Source organism: Streptomyces sp. 1331.2 (assembly GCF_900199205.1).
In the GTDB taxonomy this organism is placed as follows: domain Bacteria; phylum Actinomycetota; class Actinomycetes; order Streptomycetales; family Streptomycetaceae; genus Kitasatospora.
The window spans coordinates 703,323-719,263 of record NZ_OBMJ01000001.1; the positions used below are offsets into that span (position 1 = coordinate 703,323).

Here is a 15,941-nt window from a genome sequence, read left to right on the forward strand (position 1 = left end):
CCGCCACGACTGAACCGTGATCACCACGAAGAGAGACGCGTCGATCACGCAAGGTAGTGCGCCCCAGGAGTATGAACCGGTCTTCGCGTCCACGACAAGGCCATCGCCTCCTCGTGGACACCTTCCCGCCACCGTGCCGTTCAGCTCCGGCCACCAGTCGATTCCTCCCCCACGGAGCACTCCGGCCGCGCTGCGCCCCGGTGATTCGCCGCCGGAACAGCGGATGCGGCAGAGTGAGCCCATGAGCTCGGACACCCGGAGTCACGAAGCAGCCGGCCGGATGGGCCCGTCGGCCCGTCGACGCCCGGTCCAACAGCGCAGCCAGGAGCGGTACGGCCGCATCCTGGACGCCTGCGCCGGACTGCTGGACGAGGTCGGGGCCACCGCGCTCACCACCAAGCAGGTCGCCCAGCGCGCCCAGGTGCCGATCGGCACCCTCTACCAGTTCTTCGCCGGCAAGGAGGACCTGCTGGCCGCACTCGCCGGCCGCAACCTCGACCAGTACCTCCGGCGCCTCGACACCCGGCTTGCCGCCGCCGCGCCGATCGACCCGGCCGCCTTCACCGACCTCGCGGTGGAGGAGTTCGTCGCCATGAAGCGCGCGGTCCCCGGCTTCGGACAGGTCGACTTCGGCCTGGCCGGCCCGGCCGTCCCCGCCGGCGTCCGGGACGACCGGCACCTGCTGGACACCGGCGTGGACAACAACACCGCCGTCGCCCTGCGCCTGCAGGCACTCGGCGGCGACATGTTCCGGGCGGACGACCCGGCGGCCACCACGCTGACCCTGCGGGTCGCCCTGGAGGCGGCCGACGCCGTGCTCAAGCTGGCCTTCCGCGGGGACCCGAACGGCGATCCGACCCTGATCGCCGAGTGCAAGCGGTTGGTCCGCGGCTACCTCGCGCAACACCTGCCCGCCCGCTGAGGCACCTTCGCCCACGGCGTTTGCGAGCCCGCCGCCCCCGAAGCACAGTGGATAGCGGAACGGTCGCCGAGGCGGGCCCCCACGACCCGACGACCCACGAGCCGACGACCCAGGACACGACCCGAGGACACGACCCCGAGGAGCAGACCATGCACGCAGCGGTAGGTGACCAGCTCCACATCCACAGCAGGTCGGTGGGCATGGTGGACCAGAAGGGCGAGATCGTCGAAGTGCGCGGCGCCGACGGCCAGCCGCCGTACGTGGTCCGCTTCGAGGACGGCCACCAGGGCCTGATCTACCCCGGCCCCGACTGCAACATCGAACCGCGGCTGGCGGACCGCTGACCGACGCCCCCGCCACCCCGCGGCCCGACCGCGCGCGGTGGTGAGGAGCGGTGTCCGCACCCACGACCCCGCTGCCCGGGGCGCTCGCCGGGCTCGCGCCACTGCTGGACCACTACGGGTACCTGGCGGTGGCGCTGCTCGTGCTGCTCGACAACTGCGGCGTCCCGGTGCCGGGGCAGACCATCCTGGTGCTCGCCTCGGTGTACGCCGGCGCCGGGCACCTGGACTTCGCCGCCGTCCTGCTGATCGCGGGCGTCGCCGCGGCGCTCGGCAACAGCCTCGGTTACCTGATCGGCCGCACCGGCGGGCGCGCCTTCGTCCACCGCTGGGGCCGCTACGTACTGCTCACCCCGGCCCGGATGGAGCGCGCGGACGGCTTCTTCGCCCGCCACGGCGGCAAGGTCGTCACCGTCGCCCGCTTCGTCGACGGGCTGCGCCAGACCAACGGCATCATCGCCGGGACGACCGAGATGCCCTGGCGCCGCTTCCTGCCGTTCAACCTGCTCGGCGCCGCGCTGTGGACGGGCGTCTGGGGCACCTTCGGCTACCTCGCCGGGGCCAACATCGGCGCCGTGTACCGGACGGCGATCCGCTACCAACTGTGGTTCGCGATCGGCCTCGGGGTGCTGGTCGCCGCCTTCCTGCTCCGGCAGGTGCTGCGCTACCGACGCCGGCGCCGCGCGGACGCCGACGCCGACGCCGGACCCGGGCCCGACTCCGGACCCGGCCCGGACGCCGCCTCCCACGAGGGCTCGGACTAGCGCAGCGGGAACACCTCGAACGGCACCGCGAAGCGCGTCCCCAGGCGGCTGCCCGCGCCCCGCCCGAAGCCCTCCAGGAACTCCCGGGCATTCGCCATCTCCCCGCCGAGCCCGGCCAGGTACGCCTTGTGCTCCTCCAGCGAGGCGACGCCCCGGTCGAAGTGCTCGGTGGTGTCCACCGCGTGCGCCGACTCCGGCGAGGCCACCGCCCAGATCTGCCGCACGCCGTTCCACGGCTCGTGGCCCTCCGCCAGCAGCTCGCGGAACACCCAGCGGTTCCCGGCGTCCCGGACCCCGTCCAGGGTGGCCCGGCCGACCGCGATGTGGTCCGCCTGGTTGAGGAACACCCCGCCGTAGGTGTCCCGGAAGTTGCTGGTGATCACGATGTCCGGGCGGTGCCGGCGCACCACGCGGGCGATGTCCCGGCGCAGCGGCAGCCCGTACTCCACCACACCGTCCGGGTGGCCCAGGAACTCGACGGTGTCCACGCCGACCACGCGGGCCGAGGCGATCTGCTCGGCCTCCCTCAGTGGCCCGCACTCCGCCGGGTCCATCGAGTCGATCCCGGCCTCCCCGCTGGTGACCATCGCGTAGACCACTTTCTTGCCCTGGGAGGTCCACCGGGCGACGGCCGCGGCGCCGCCGTACTCCATGTCGTCGGGGTGCGCGACGATCGCCAGCGCGGTCTGCCAGTCCTCGTCCACCGGCTCGTAGGGCGCGGGCTCGACGGGCGCGGGGGTCTGCTCGGTCATGCGGGTCGTCCTTCTCGGTGCGGCTCACAACTTCGTACGGTCGTACCGCAGGCGACTCTAGAAGACCGGCGTCCCCCACACCTCGTCAGACACCCTCCTGCCTGGAGCGCTTGCCCCTGACCCAAGGGTCAAGGGTTAGCGTCCGGGCGCGCCCCACAACGGGCTTCCCCTTTCTCACGAGGAGCACCGCCATGGCCCTGCCCACCACCGCCCGCGTCGTCCGGCTGACCGCCGACCCGGCCGGGCTGCCCGCCCCCGAGGACTTCACCGTCGCCCAGGAGCCGCTGCCGGCCCCCGGCCCCGGGGACGTCCTCGTCCGCAACCGGGCCTTCCTGGTCTTCCCCGGCCTGCGCACCCTGATCGCCGTCGAGGGCGGCGGCCTGCCCCTGCCGCACATCGCCCGCGGGGACGCCCTGTTCGGGCCCGCCCTCGGCGAGGTGCTGGCCGCACCCGAGGGCGGTCCGCTGCGCCCGGGCGACCTGGTGACCCATCTGCACGGCTGGCGGGACCACGCGCTCGCGGACGCCGCGCAGTTCACCCCCGTCGCCCCGGACTTCCCGGACCCGCTCGCCCTGATCTCGACCTCCTCGGCCGGCTACGGCGGGCTCACCCGCGTCGCCGGGGTGCGCCCGGGCGACGTGGTGCTGGTGACCGGCGCGGCGGGCGCGGTCGGCAGCACGGCCGGGCAGCTCGCCCGGCTCCTCGGCGCCGCCCGGGTGATCGGCACCACCCGCACGCCCGCCAAGGCGAAGCGGCTGACCGCCGAACTCGGCTACGACGCGGTGCTGGTGCCCGGCGAGCGGCCGTTCGCCGACCAACTCGCCGAGGCCGCACCGGACGGGCTCGACGTCGTCCTCGACCTGGTCGGCGGCGAGCAGCTGACCGCCGCCGTCGACGCGGCCCGCCCCGGCGCCCGGTTCGCCCTGGTCGGTGCCCTCGACGGCCAGCTCGCACCGGACCGGCGCGGCGGCGACGCACCGGCCGTGATCGACACCTTCCGGGTCATCACCCTCGGCCTCACCCTGCGCGGCTTCACCCAGCTCACCCACCCGGACCTCGACGCCGAGTGGCGCGACCGCCTCGACGCCTGGCTGCGCGCCGGGCAACTCGCCCTCCCCCGCACCAGCGTCACGGGCATCGATCGGGCCCCCGCGGCGTTGACCGGACTGTTCACCGGGGACACCTTCGGGACCACCATCGTGGAGCTCTGACGACGGAGGGCAGGCATGCGGATCGGCGAGGCGGCGGCAGCGGCGGGCACCACCCCCAGGGCACTGCGCTTCTACGAGCAACGCGGCCTGCTCCCGCCGCCCGCCCGCACCGCCTCCGGCCAACGCGAGTACGGCCCGGCCGAGGTCGCCCGGGTCCGGGTGATCCGCCAACTCCTCGCCGTGGGACTGACGGTGGACGACCTGGCCAGCCGCGCCCACCGCCTCGACATGCTGGCGTACGACCCGCCGCAGCGCTGCTCCGCCTCCCCCGGCCCCGACACCTTCGCCCCGGTCGTCACCGCCCGCCTCGCCACCCTCGACGCCGAGATCGCCCGCCTCACCACGCTCCGCGACAGGCTCGCCCGGCACATCCGCAACGGGGGTGCAGACGTACCGGGCGAGAGCTGAGGGGCCGGAGGCGAGGCTAGGGCCCGTCTTCAAACCCCCGCCTGCGGGCCGACGTCGGGGCACGCACCTCGCCGCGTTGTCGTCGGTCGCCAATGCGCTGCATTGGGCTCCCTCCTCCGCCTTGCGATGCACGCACCCCAACGCCGCCCCGCCCGCCCTCCGGGCGAACGACGGGGGTTTGAAGACGGGCCCTAGCGGCCGGGGACCGCAGGCCGTGGTCAGCTGGGGTCGGCGGCGAGGCGGGGCTCGGGGGCGGGGGCCGACTGGGTGGCGGGCCAGCTGATGCGGGTGGCGCAGAGCGAGACGACCGCCGCGGAGGCGGCGACGGCGGCCATGCCCCAGACGAGGCTGGTGGCGCCCGCGATGAAGCCGATCACGGCGGGGCCGGCGAGCAGGCCGGTGGTGCCCATCGCGGCGACCAGGGAGAGGGCGTCGGCGCCGCGGCGGGCGGCGGCGACGTAGACGCACGGGGTGACCGCCGCCACGCCGAGGCCGACGCAGGCGAAGCCGAGCAGGGTCGGCACCACTCCGCCGACCAGCAGGGCGAGGGCGAGGCCGAGGCCGGCCAGCAGGCTGCCGGTGCGCACGATGCGGCCGTCGCCGAAGCGGGTGCGCCAGCCGTCGGCGAAGATCCGGGCGCACACCATCATCACCGAGACGACGGCGATGCCCATCGGCGCGAGCCCGGCACCCGCGTCCACCACGTCCTTGAGGTAGAGCGCCGACCAGTCGTTCATGGCGCCCTCGGTGACGGTGCCGAAGACCATCGCCAGGCCCATCCAGAGCGTCGCGACGGTCGGCAGCACGAAGCCCCGGCGCTGCTTCCGCTCCCCCGGCTTCTCGTCCCCCGGCTGCTCGTCCCCCGGCTCGGCGGCCTCCTGCGAGTCGTCGGCCAGCAGCCCCGACCGGGCTGCGAGGACCAGGGCGGCGAGCAGCACGGCGGCCAGGCCGAAGTGCACCGCGAGGGTCCCGGTGAAGGCGTTGACGCCGGAGGCCAGCAGGGCGGCCAGCAGCGAGCCGGCGCTGAAGGTGGCGTGCAGCCTGGACATGGTGGTCCGCTCGAAGCGGGCCTCCAGCGCCGCGCCCTGGGCGTTCATGGCGACGTTGAGGCAGCCGACCGCGACGCCGTCGCAGAACAGCACCAGCAGCGTGACCGGGTAGTTCGGCGCCACCGAGAGCGCGAGCAGGACGACGCCGAGCGCGAGCGCGGACAGCACCGAGAGCAGGCGGGAGCCGAACCGCCGCATCAGCACCGCCACCAGCGGGAAGGACACCGCCGCGCCGATCCCGCAGGTCATCAGCAACAGGCCGATCTGGGCCTCGCCGAGGTCGAGCCGGGCCTTGAGCGCGGGCACCCGGGAGACCCAGGTCGCGTACTGGAACCCGAGGACGAAGAACAGTGCGCCGATGGCCAGTTGGGGCCGGCGGAACTCGTCGCGAACGGGGGACATCGGCATCAGCCCACTTCGGCTCTGGATCGGGGCCCGGCGGTCGGGTCGGCGGTCAAGTCGGAGGTCGGGTCGGCGGTCAGGTCAATGCTCAGGTCGGCGGCCGGGCGGCCGGGGTCCAGCGGCATCGCCATGTAGACCGCCCGGGAGCCGTAGCTCGCAGGCAGTTCGACCTCGGGCCGGGCGCGGTAGCCCAGCGGGGTCCACAGCACGTGCGAACCGCGGACGGCGACCAGCGAGATGGTCCGGTGGCCGGCCGCCCGGGCGGTGTCCTCCAGGTGCCGCAGCATCCGGTGGGACAGGCCCCGGCCGCGCAGTTCCTCGGAGATCACCAGGTCGTGGGCGTGCATGTTGCCGGGCGCCGCCCCCTCCCCGGTCCCGGTCCCGCGCTCCTCGCTGCGGCTGAGGTCCGGGCAGCGGAACAGCGGGTACGGCAGGGCGAGCAGGTAGCCGCCGAGGCGGCCCGCGTGCTCCAGGACGAAGCAGGTGTCCGGTGAGGCGCGGTGCCGGGACTGCAGCGCCTCGCGGCCCTCGGACAGGCCGCTGGCGGCGTAGGCGCGCTCCTCCAGCGCGACCACGGCGTCCCAGTCGTCCTCCCGGAGCAGTCGGATCCGGGTGTCGGTCATGCGGTGCCTCCGTCGGGGCCGTTGCTTCCATCGAGACCGGTGCCGGTTCCGGGTCCGGTTCCGGGTCCGGTGCCGCCGATGCAGCTGTAGGGCAGCGGCGCGAAGCCGTTGAACCCGCGGGTCGCGTAGGCGGTGGCGTACGCGCCGCAGGAGTGGATCCAGACCGGGTCACCGGAGCCGAGCGCGTGCGGGACCCGCACCAGGCCGCCGTCCTGGGCGTACGCGTCGTCGCTGTCGCAGGTCGGGCCGGCCACCACCGCGTTGACGAACTGGCCGCCGGGGTGGGTGGGGAACTCCAGCCGGTACTGCAACTGGTCCATCTCGTACAGGCCGTTGAACTTGCCGCAGCTGAGGTAGAGCCAGTCCTCCCGGCCGCCGTCTAGCCGGTGGCGGGAGGTGAGCCGGGCGACGTGCGCGCGGATGGCGCCGTGGTCGGCGACCAGGTGGCGGCCGGGCTCCACCAGGAACTCCAGCGGCCCGGCGTTGACGGCGCGCAGCCGGTCCATGCCCTCGCGGATCACCGCGAACATCTTGTCCAGCGGGGGGTCGAGCGGCCGGCCGCGCCGGTCGAGGACGCCGAGGGCGGGCAGGCCGCCGCCGAGGTTGATCCGATCAGGGGTGATGCCACGCCAGTTGAGCGCTTCCAGCACGGCGGCCAGCGAGTCCAGGGCGGCGCCCCAGGCCTCGGCGGTCATCTGCTGCGAGCCGACGTGCACCGACAGGCCGGAGGGCACCAGCCCGGAGGTACGGGCTTCGCCGAGCACCCGCAGGGCGTCCTCGGGCGAGCAGCCGAACTTGTGGCTCAGGCCCCACAGGGCGCCGTCGCCGGTGGTCGCGATCCGGCAGAACACCCGTGAGCCGGGGGCGTGTTCGGCGATCGCCGCGACGTCCTCCAGGCTGTCGGTGGCGAAGTCGCGCACGCCCAGCCGGTGGGCCTCGGCGATGTTGCGGTCGGACTTGATGGTGTTGCCGTAGTGAATCAGCTCGGGCGGGACGCCGGTGCGCAGCGCCTGGGCGATCTCCTGCGGGCCGGCCGCGTCGAAGCCGGAGCCGAGGGCAGCCAGGTGGGCCAGCACCTCGTCGACCGGGCAGGCCTTCATGGCGAACCGTACGGCCACGCCGGGCAGTTCGTCGCGGAGGGCGGCGTACTGGCCGCCGATGCCGTCCAGGTCGTAGATGATCCGGTCGTCGGTGGCGGCCGCGAGGGCGGCGCGCAGTGCGGTGCGGTCGTGCGGGTCGGGGTGGGGTGCGCGGCTGTGGACGGCGCTCCCGGTCGGGGAGCGGTGGGCGGGCGGTGCGCCCGGCGTCCGGTCTGTCTGGCGTATCACGTGGTGCTCCCGGCGCGGACGCGCCCCGGCAGCCGGTCGGCGGGGGTGGTCCTGCTCGCCCGCACCAGCGGGCCCCAGGCGTCGATCAGCAGGGCGAAGTCCTCGATGTCGGCCTGCGCCTCGTCGAGCAGGCGTACTCGCCGGGATGCCAGGTGGTCGGCGAACTCGGCGTACTTCCCGCCCAGTTGCCGGTAGCAGCGGTCCAGTTCGGCCAGTCGGCGGTGGTTCTCCGCGCGGTCGGTGGTAGCGCTGCGGCGGGCGGAGTCGGCGATCGCCTCGGGGCGGACGCGGTGCTGCTCGTCCAGCAGGGCTCCGCCGGCCTCCGTCATCTCGGCGTAGACGGGGTGGAGGTAGAGCATGGAGAGCAGGAACTTGGCGTAGCGCAGCTGGTAGGCGGTGAAGCCGGGGCCGGTGCGCCGTTCCGGGGTGTAGTAGTTGACGATGTGGCGGTTGTGGGTGACGCCGGGCAGGGTGGCGTCGTACACCAGGTGGTGGAGGAAGTAGTCGCTGCCGATGGTCTCGGTGGCGGGCGGCAGCGGTACGCGCTCGTACACCTCGTGGTGGAGGCCGATGTTGCACATGTCGATGTGCCAGATGCCGGGCCGGTCGAGCACGGTGCGGTCGGTGGTGAACGGTTCGGTGCCGCCGCCGACGAAGGACTGGGCGACGAGTTCGCGCTTCTCCTGTTCGCTCGCGCCGGTGGGGGCCCAGAGGGCGACCACGTCGTGGTAGACCTCGGGGTCGAGTTCGAGGATCTCGCCGATGTCGACGGAGAGTTCGCCGACGAAGGAGGCGCCGACGAGGGCGACGGGCTTGTCCGCGTGCGCCGGGTCGAGGGTGTACTCGGTGACGCCGGCGGCCGCGTCGGCGGCTCTCCGGCCGAGGGTGGCCAGCTCGTGCTCGATCGGGAACACCGGTTCGCCGTGGAGCCATTGGTAGCGGCTGTCGGAGTCGCGGCGGTGCACCGAGGCGCAGCCGAGCGCGGCGGCGATCAGGAACGCCCGGTTGGTGCAGGCGCCGTAGGAGACGGCGTCCGGCAGCATGAGGTCCAGCAGCTTGTCGGGGCCGGCGACGCCGGAGCGGTCGATCACCTCGCGCAGGAAGGCGCGTTGGGCGTCCTCGTCGAGGTGGTGGACGTGCACGCCGTCGACGGCGGGCAGGGCGGCGACCGCCCGGGCGTGCCGGGCGCGGGTGGCGGGGTCGGCGGAGTCCAGCACCAGCAGGTGCACCCGGACGTCGAACCGGCGGACGGCGTAGGCGGCTTCGGCGCCGACGGCGGTGATGGTGTCCGCGCACTCGCGGTTGGTGGGCAGGGTCAGGCAGACGTCACGCATGCCGGCTCCCCCGGCCGTCGGCGTCCTTCTGCTGCTCGAAGGTCCGGCCGGTCCAGGACCGCAGGCCGAGCAACTTCTCGCCGAGTTCGGTGAGTTCGGCGGTCCCGTAGCGCAGCGACTCGTGCCGGGTGGCATCGCCGACGAGCGTGCGGTTCCAGTCCGGGGTGGCGAGGGTGCGCCAGGACTCGACCCGGGAGCGCCGCAGCTGTTCGGCCTCCTCCAGGGCGGGCATCATCGACAGGTACTGCACCGCGCGCACGCCGCGCTCGGAGGTGTTGCGTTCGACGCCGTGGGCGAGCAGGCCGTTCCAGATCAGCAGGTCGCCGGCCTTCAACTCGGGCCGTACGACGGGGTACTCGTCCCGGTCGACGTCGGGGCGGATCGGGTCGCGGTCGGCGGGCTGGACGGCCTGCCACTGGTTGAAGCGGCGGAACAGCTCGGGATTGCACTGGAAGCCGCCGTGGTCGGGGGCGGTGTCGTTGAGCGCGATGATGCCCTGGACGCGCTGCGGCAGCACGCCCCGGGTGGTGTCGACGTCCCAGTGCAGTTCGATGTCGAAGCCGCGGTCGGTGGGTTCGATCAGCGCGCGGTCGCGGTTGCGGACGTTGGGCGGGTTGAGGTTGAGCCGGTCGAGGGTGACCCACAGCTCCTCGCAGTCCCAGACGTCCACGAAGGCGTCGTAGACGCGCTGCGACTGGCGGCTGTCCCAGAGGAGTTGGTGGTGGTAGGCCTCGACGAAGCCGTAGATGTGCAGGTGCCGGTCGAGTTCGTCGCGGTAGTCCCGCTCGCGGTACCAGTCCTCGGGGCGGTCGGGGGACAGGCCCTGGAAGTCCCAGGCGAAGTCGAGCAGGCGCTGTGCGGCCTCGGCGGGGATCGCCTGCGGCACCACGACGTAGCCGTGGGTCTGCCAGAACGCGTAGTCCGCTTCGGAGAGCACGCGCAGCGGGTGCTTCTTGCGGATCTCCCGCAGGGCGGTGCGGGCCAGGTAGCTCTCGGTGTCCGCGCTGAAGTAGGGGCGCTGCGAGGCGGCGCGGTGGAGATACTCCTCGGCCTGTCCGTCAGTGCTCGGCATGGGCAGTCACTCCATGGTTCGTAGTCGACGCGGCGCTTGATTCGGCGGGCGGCGCGGGCACGGGAGCCAATCCGCCGGGGCTCCGGCCGGGTCGGGAATTCCTCCCGCGGACCTTCGGCGGTCCGTATACGCTCCTTGTCGGCTCGGCCGCCGATCACGCCCGTGCGCCCCGACGACTGGCCAACTCACCTGCCCGGCACGGCCGCTCACCACGTCTCAGGCCCTGCCGAACCACGCCTCCCACACATTGGACTAGACCAACTAATGGTGTCAACCCTTTCCCGCGGGTTGCCGATTGGGAAAATCGACGCAGCTCACGCCGCCTCTCGCGGTTCGCTTTATGTTTCGCAGGCGGACATAAGAGCGGGTATGTTTCGGAAATTGACATAACCGGGAGGAGGTGAACCCCACCGGCCCCACGAACCGTTACCGCGCGCGCACCGCTGCCCGCGCGAAGCGTTGCCCGCGCGAGGCGTGTTACGCCGGGCAACCGCCCCCCGCCCGCCGTAGCTTGGGACCGTGCCACGCCCAGGAGCCGCCCGACTCACCCCGCCCGACTGGCTGACCGAAAGCCTGCGGCCCCGCGCCGCGCCGATCCCCTGGGCGGCAGTGGCCCGCGCCTCCGTCGCGCTCGCCGCCCCGCTCGCGGTGGGCACCGCCACCGGCCGCCCCGGCTACGGTGCGCTGGTGTCGATGGGCGCGCTGTCCGCGGTCATCGGCGACACCGCCGACGCCTACCGGATGCGAGTCTTCAACATCGCCGTCCCCCAGCTGTTCGGCGCCCTCGGGGTGCTGCTCGGCGCCCAGGTGCACGGCTCCGGCTGGACGGCCGTCGCCGTGCTGACCGTCATCGCGCTGGTCTCCGGCATGATCTCCTCGATCGGCGCGGTCGCCTCCGTCTCCGGGCTGCTCCTGCTGCTCAACGCGGTCGTCGGGGCCGGCCTGCCGCTGCCCTCCCCCTGGTGGCTGCCGCCCGGCCTGCTGCTGCTCGGCGGCCTGGTGGTGCTCGTCCTGGCCCTGCTGGCCTGGCCGCTGCGCGTCGGCCTGCCCGAACGCGCGGTAGTCGCCGGCACCTACCGGGCGGTCGCCGACCTCCTGGAGGCCGCCGGCACCCCCGAGTACGACGACCGGCGCCGCGAGCTCACCCAGTCGCTCAACCACTCCTACGACCTGTTGCTCGCCCGGCGGGCCCGACGGCACGGGCGCTCACCCACCCTGGTGCGGCTGCTCGCCCAGCTCAACGCGGCGATCCCGGTGGTCGAGGCGGCCGCCGCCGCGCACCTGCGGCCGCCCCAGTTCGGCCCGCTGCCCGCCGCCTACCCGGCCGCCGTCCGGGCCCTGGCCGACGCCGTCGAACAGGGCCGCACCGGGCCCGCCCCGACGCCCGAACTGCCCGTGCCCGCCGGGCCGTCCACCCGCGCCCTGGTCGAGGCGATCGGGCACGCCGGCACCGTGATCGCCGAACCGGCGCCCGACCCGTACGCCGCCGCCGACCGGCTCGGCCGGCCCGCCGCCCTGGAGGTACGGGCCCGCCGGGCGGCCCGGGCGCTGCTGCTGTCCGGCGCCTCCTGGCGGTACGGGCTGCGGCTGGCGCTGTGCATCGGCCTGGCCCAGGTGCTGGTCTCGGTGATCGCGGTGCCCCGCTCGTACTGGGTGGCGCTGACCGTGACCTTCGTGATGAAGCCGGACTTCGGCTCGGTGTTCTCCCGCGCGGTGCTGCGCGCGCTCGGCACCGCGGTCGGGCTGCTGATCGCCACCCCGGTGCTCGCCGCGGTGCCGCGCGGCTGGTGGGACGTGCCGGTGATGGCGGTGCTGGCGACGCTGATCCCCGCACTGTCCGCCAAGGGCTACGCCTTCCAGACCGCGGCCATCACCCCGGTGATCCTGCTGCTCTCCGACCTGCTCAACCACCAGGGCTTCCACCTGGTGCTGCCCCGGCTCTACGACTCGCTGATCGGCTGCGGCATCTCGCTGCTGGCCGGCTACCTGCTGTGGCCGGAGTCCTGGCACACCCGGATCGGCGACCGCCTCGCCGAGGCCGTCCAGGACACCGCCTCGTACGTGTCGCTCGCCTTCACCACCGGGCCGGGCGCGGACGAGCCCGCCCGGGCCCGCTACCGGCGCCGGCTCTACCGAGATCTCTCGGCGGTGCGCAGCGAGTTCCAGCGGGCGCTCACCGAGCCGCCGCCGGTCGGGGCCCGGGCGGAGGCGTGGTGGCCGGTGGTGATCGCGGTCGAACGGATCGTGGACACCACCACCGCCACCCGGGTACGGATCGAGCACGGCGCGCCCGTACCGACCGCGGCCGAGGTCGGCGCCGTGACGCGGGAGCTGGCCGACCTCGCCGAGGCGCTGCGCACCGGCCGGCCGCTGTCCGGGACGGCTCCGGGCGTGCTCGCCCCGGACTGCGCGCTGGCCCGGCTGCACCACGAGGTCCACGCGGCGCGGTCGGTGGCCGCCGCACCGGCGCCCTGATCCGGCCGTCCCCGACTCGGCCCGGCCCCCGGCCCCGCCCCCGCCCGGCTCGGGTCCTGGATCCGGTCAGCTCAGTCCTGGATCCGCCGCCAGGGCCGGTCCGCCTCCAGCGCGAAGGCCAGTTCCAGCAGCACCCGTTCCTGCCCGTGCGCCGCCGACAGGTGCACCCCGACCGGCAGGCCGCCCGCCGTCGAGCCGGCCGGCAGGGCGATGCCCGGGCCGCCGGTCACGTTGTTGACCGGGGTGAAGGCCACGTAGCGCAGCAGCCGGTCCATCAGTTCGTCGAAGGCCACGTTCGGGCTGAGGTGCCCGATCGGCGGGGCGGTGTGGGCGAGCACCGGGGAGAGGATCACGTCGTGGTGGTCGAACACCCGCCGGTAGACGCCCTCGGCGCGGCGCAGCCGCCGCAGCACGCCCGGGGTGTGCGCGAACTCCGCCTGGAACCGCCGGCGCAGCCCGGTGGTGAGCCCGTCGAGCTTCCCGACCCGGAAGCTCTGGTCGATCAGCAGTCGGCCGGTGAAGGCGAGCGCCCAGGCGATGTAGCCCCAGTAGGAGACGAAGTCGCGGGAGAACTCCTCGCCGAAGGGCAGGGCGGTCGGCTCCACCAGGTGGCCCATCGCCTCCAGCCGGGCGGCGGTCTCCTCGACCACCCGGCGGGTCGCCTCGTCCGTCTTGGCGATCGGCGAGTCGACCACCAGGCCGATCCGCAGCCGCTGGTTCCCGGGGCCCTCGACCAGGCCGAGCGGGGGCAGTTCGGGGTTGCGGCGGTGCCGTTCGGCGGCGGCGAAGAAGGCGGCGGTGTCGCGCACCGAGCGGGTCAGCACTCCGTCGGTGACCAGGTCGATGGGCAGTTTGCCGCTCTGCGCGTTGGTGACCAGCCGGCCCCGGGTGGGCTTGAGCCCGACCAGGCCGCAGCAGGCCGCAGGGATGCGGATCGAGCCGCCGCCGTCGTTGGCGTGCGCGATCGGCACCACGCCGGAGGCGACCAGGGCCGCCGCGCCGCCGGAGGAGGCCCCGGGCGAGTGCGAGGGCTTCCAGGGGTTGCGCACCGGCTGGGCAGTGGCGAACTCGGTGGAGGCGTTGAGGCCGAACTCGGGCAGCCGGGTCTTGCCGAGCACGGCCAGACCGGTGGCGAGGAACTGGTCGGTGAACCTGGCGTTGCGGCGGGCCGGTCGGGGCCGGAACGCCTCGCTCCCCATGGCGGTCGGCAGGCCGCGCAGGTCGACGTTGTCCTTGAGGTAGGTCGGTACGCCCCAGAGCGGCCCGCCGATGCCCTCCCGGCTGATCTGCGGTTTGTCGTACGAAGCATGGGCGACCGGCAGCAGGGCGCCGTCCACCCGGGCGGCACGGGCGACGGCCGCGCCGACGAGCTCCCGGGGGTTGACCGCACCGGCCCGCACCAGGGCGGCGAGGGCCACCGCGTCGTGCGAGCCGAGGGCGTCGTCGGTGAACGCGTGGACCCGCTCGTCGGTCATCCGAACTCCCCATTCCCTGCCGGACGGTGGACCGTCCGATCGTCGAACCGGTTGGTAGCACCGCCCAGTTCTACTGGCCGGTAGTCTCGCGAAGGGTTCGAGTCTATGCGCCGGGCGGAGCCAGTGGAATGTCCGACCCGTCCACGGGTAAACGACCCATCACCGCACCGATGGAGCACGGGCGTTCGGCCTGCGCCCCCGTGTTCACCCCACCCGCCGGTCCGCGACCGTTTCGCCGGCGGCCGCCGGGAAAGATCACGTTCACGAACACTCCGGTCCGCCCACCCGACCCGAGGTGATGCCCGTGCCGACCCGCGTCCTCCCCACCCCCCGGTTCACCGCCGCCACCGCTCCCGGCGCCATCCCCCTGCTCGGCCACGCCCCCGCCCTCCTGCACCGCCCGCACGCCTTCGTCGCCGGCCTGCCCGCCCACGGCGACCTCGTCCGGCTGCGGCTCGGCCCGCTCGACGCGTACGTCGCCTGCCATCCCGAACTGGTCCGCCGACTGCTCACCCAGGACCGCACCTACGACAAGGGCGGGCTCGTCCTCGACAAAGCCCGGGAGGTCTTCGGCGAGGGCCTCGCCACCTGCCCCGCCGCCGCCCACCGACGCCAACGCCGCCTGCTGCAGCCCGCGTTCCACCGCGACCGGCTGCCCGGCTACGCCGCGCTGATGGCCGAGGAGATCGCCGCCACCACCGCCCCCTGGCGCGACGGCGACACCGTCGACCTCCCCGCCGCGATGTACCGGCTCGCCACCGCCGTCACCGCCCGCTGCCTGTTCGCCGCACACGACCGGGCCGGCTCGCTGCCCCTGCACGAGAGCGCGGACGTCATCACCCGCGGCGTCGGCCGGCGCGTCATGCTGCCGCTGCCCGGACTCGACCGGCTCCCCACCCCCGGCAACCGCCGCTTCCGACGCGCCCGGCAGACCCTGCGGGAGACCACCGAGCAGCTGATCGCCGACTACCGCGCCACCGGCACCGACCACGGGGACCTGCTCTCCGTGGTGCTCGGCGCACAGGACGAGGACGGGAAGGGCCTGTCCGACGCCGAGATCCACGACCAGGTGATCACCTTCCTGCTCGCCGGCACGGAGACCACCGCCGCCACCCTCTCCTGGGCCTGGACCCTGCTCGCCGCCAACCCGGCCGTCCGCAGGCGCCTGCACGCCGAACTCGACACCGTCCTCGACGGCCGCCCCGCCCGCCACGAGGACCTGCCCGCCCTCCCGCTCACCGCCCGGATCGTCAGCGAGACCCTGCGGCTCCACCCCCCGGTCTGGCTGCTCAGCCGCACCGTCACCACCGCCACCGAACTCGGCGGCCACCGCGTCCCGGCCGGTGCCACCATCCTGTTCAGCCCGTATCTGCTGCACCGCCGGGCCGACCTCTTCCCCTGCCCCGACCGCTTCGACCCCGACCGCTGGCTCACCACCGCCCACCCCGCCCCCGGCACCTACACCCCCTTCGGCCTCGGCGCCCGCCGCTGCATCGGCGACACCTTCGGCACCACCGAAGCCGTCCTCGCCATCGCCACCATCGCCGCCCGCTGGACCGTCACCCCCACCCCCGGCCGCCCCGTCCGCCCCACCCGCAGCGCCTCCCTCACCCCCCGCCCCTTCACCGCCACCCTGACCCGCCGCCCCCGATGACCCGCCCCGGCCCGCTCCACCACCGCCACCCGCAGCGGCCCCTCCCCGCTGACCCGCCGCCGGAAGCCGGGACGGTACTGTCGCCGCGGAGCCGGCGGGGTTGCGCCGGTCGGAGATTCGGCTCGACGGGA

At 74.2% G+C, this 15,941-nt stretch carries 14 protein-coding genes; 7 read left to right on the forward strand and 7 right to left on the reverse strand.

Going from position 1 to position 15,941, the window contains the following annotated elements; all coding sequences use genetic code 11:
• Positions 1-241: 241 nt before the first annotated feature.
• The 3 genes from CRP52_RS03005 to CRP52_RS03015 all read left to right on the forward strand — a co-directional run bounded on the left by CRP52_RS03005 (position 242) and on the right by CRP52_RS03015 (position 2,027).
• Positions 242-922, forward strand: a complete 681-nt coding sequence (locus tag CRP52_RS03005) for a TetR/AcrR family transcriptional regulator (protein WP_257032253.1) — start codon at positions 242-244, stop codon at positions 920-922.
• A 149-nt stretch (positions 923-1,071) separates the two neighbouring features.
• Positions 1,072-1,266 carry a DUF1918 domain-containing protein gene (locus CRP52_RS03010; RefSeq protein WP_097234948.1) on the forward strand — a complete coding sequence of 65 codons (195 nt, stop codon included), beginning with the start codon at positions 1,072-1,074 and terminating at the stop codon, positions 1,264-1,266.
• A 50-nt stretch (positions 1,267-1,316) separates the two neighbouring features.
• Positions 1,317-2,027, forward strand: a complete 711-nt coding sequence (locus tag CRP52_RS03015; RefSeq protein WP_097234949.1) for a DedA family protein — start codon at positions 1,317-1,319, stop codon at positions 2,025-2,027.
• On the opposite strand, the gene CRP52_RS03020 is transcribed toward CRP52_RS03015, so the two are convergent.
• Positions 2,024-2,779 carry a PIG-L deacetylase family protein gene (locus CRP52_RS03020; RefSeq protein ID WP_097234950.1) on the reverse strand — a complete coding sequence of 252 codons (756 nt, stop codon included), beginning with the start codon at positions 2,777-2,779 and terminating at the stop codon, positions 2,024-2,026. The genes CRP52_RS03015 and CRP52_RS03020 overlap by 4 nt on opposite strands.
• Before the next feature lie 191 nt (positions 2,780-2,970).
• On the opposite strand from CRP52_RS03020, the gene CRP52_RS03025 reads away from it, so the two are divergent.
• Both CRP52_RS03025 and CRP52_RS03030 read left to right on the forward strand, forming a co-directional pair.
• Positions 2,971-3,990, forward strand: coding sequence for an MDR family NADP-dependent oxidoreductase (locus tag CRP52_RS03025; RefSeq protein WP_097234951.1), 1,020 nt, complete (start codon positions 2,971-2,973; stop codon positions 3,988-3,990).
• A 15-nt stretch (positions 3,991-4,005) separates the two neighbouring features.
• On the forward strand, positions 4,006-4,398 hold the full coding sequence (locus tag CRP52_RS03030) for a MerR family transcriptional regulator (protein WP_097234952.1): 393 nt from the start codon (positions 4,006-4,008) through the stop codon (positions 4,396-4,398).
• A 218-nt stretch (positions 4,399-4,616) separates the two neighbouring features.
• Here CRP52_RS03030 and CRP52_RS03035 read toward each other — a convergent pair whose 3' ends face one another.
• The 5 genes from CRP52_RS03035 to CRP52_RS03055 all read right to left on the reverse strand — a co-directional run bounded on the left by CRP52_RS03035 (position 4,617) and on the right by CRP52_RS03055 (position 10,206).
• Positions 4,617-5,849, reverse strand: a complete 1,233-nt coding sequence (locus CRP52_RS03035; protein WP_097239792.1) for an MFS transporter — start codon at positions 5,847-5,849, stop codon at positions 4,617-4,619.
• Between the two features lie 5 nt (positions 5,850-5,854).
• Positions 5,855-6,472, reverse strand: a complete 618-nt coding sequence (locus CRP52_RS03040; RefSeq protein ID WP_097234953.1) for a GNAT family N-acetyltransferase — start codon at positions 6,470-6,472, stop codon at positions 5,855-5,857.
• A complete protein-coding gene (locus tag CRP52_RS03045) occupies positions 6,469-7,689 on the reverse strand; it encodes a type III PLP-dependent enzyme (RefSeq protein ID WP_097239793.1) in 1,221 nt (406 codons plus the stop codon). The genes CRP52_RS03040 and CRP52_RS03045 overlap by 4 nt, the downstream gene beginning before the upstream one ends.
• A 107-nt stretch (positions 7,690-7,796) precedes the next feature.
• Positions 7,797-9,134 (reverse strand): DUF6271 family protein, encoded by a 1,338-nt coding sequence (locus CRP52_RS03050; RefSeq protein WP_097234954.1) that lies wholly within the window; start codon positions 9,132-9,134, stop codon positions 7,797-7,799.
• The gene (locus CRP52_RS03055) at positions 9,127-10,206 is read right to left on the reverse strand and encodes a phytanoyl-CoA dioxygenase family protein (RefSeq protein WP_097234955.1); all 1,080 of its coding nucleotides are present in this window, start codon (positions 10,204-10,206) and stop codon (positions 9,127-9,129) included. The genes CRP52_RS03050 and CRP52_RS03055 overlap by 8 nt, the downstream gene beginning before the upstream one ends.
• Positions 10,207-10,725: 519 nt before the next feature.
• Here CRP52_RS03055 and CRP52_RS03060 point away from each other — a divergent pair.
• The gene (locus tag CRP52_RS03060; protein WP_257032254.1) at positions 10,726-12,681 is read left to right on the forward strand and encodes an FUSC family protein; all 1,956 of its coding nucleotides are present in this window, start codon (positions 10,726-10,728) and stop codon (positions 12,679-12,681) included.
• Positions 12,682-12,752: 71 nt separating this feature from the next.
• Here the strand turns inward: CRP52_RS03060 and CRP52_RS03065 are convergent, their stop codons facing one another.
• Positions 12,753-14,156, reverse strand: coding sequence for an amidase (locus CRP52_RS03065; protein ID WP_097234956.1), 1,404 nt, complete (start codon positions 14,154-14,156; stop codon positions 12,753-12,755).
• Positions 14,157-14,460: 304 nt separating this feature from the next.
• Between CRP52_RS03065 and CRP52_RS03070 the strand changes: the two genes are divergently transcribed.
• Entirely contained in the window at positions 14,461-15,810 is a 1,350-nt protein-coding gene (locus CRP52_RS03070; protein WP_257032255.1) for a cytochrome P450, read from the forward strand.
• Positions 15,811-15,941 lie beyond the last annotated feature (131 nt).

Excerpts from the sequence above, each read along its gene's own strand:
- CRP52_RS03005 (WP_257032253.1), top strand. The coding sequence starts at position 242 with ATGAGCTCGGACACCCGGAGTCACGAAGCAGCCGGCCGGATGGGCCCG.
- CRP52_RS03010 (WP_097234948.1), top strand. The coding sequence starts at position 1,072 with ATGCACGCAGCGGTAGGTGACCAGCTCCACATCCACAGCAGGTCGGTG.
- CRP52_RS03020 (WP_097234950.1), bottom strand. The coding sequence starts at position 2,779 with ATGACCGAGCAGACCCCCGCGCCCGTCGAGCCCGCGCCCTACGAGCCG.
- CRP52_RS03025 (WP_097234951.1), top strand. The coding sequence starts at position 2,971 with ATGGCCCTGCCCACCACCGCCCGCGTCGTCCGGCTGACCGCCGACCCG.
- CRP52_RS03030 (WP_097234952.1), top strand. The coding sequence starts at position 4,006 with ATGCGGATCGGCGAGGCGGCGGCAGCGGCGGGCACCACCCCCAGGGCA.
- CRP52_RS03035 (WP_097239792.1), bottom strand. The coding sequence starts at position 5,849 with ATGTCCCCCGTTCGCGACGAGTTCCGCCGGCCCCAACTGGCCATCGGC.
- CRP52_RS03040 (WP_097234953.1), bottom strand. The coding sequence starts at position 6,472 with ATGACCGACACCCGGATCCGACTGCTCCGGGAGGACGACTGGGACGCC.
- CRP52_RS03050 (WP_097234954.1), bottom strand. The coding sequence starts at position 9,134 with ATGCGTGACGTCTGCCTGACCCTGCCCACCAACCGCGAGTGCGCGGAC.
- CRP52_RS03055 (WP_097234955.1), bottom strand. The coding sequence starts at position 10,206 with ATGCCGAGCACTGACGGACAGGCCGAGGAGTATCTCCACCGCGCCGCC.
- CRP52_RS03065 (WP_097234956.1), bottom strand. The coding sequence starts at position 14,156 with ATGACCGACGAGCGGGTCCACGCGTTCACCGACGACGCCCTCGGCTCG.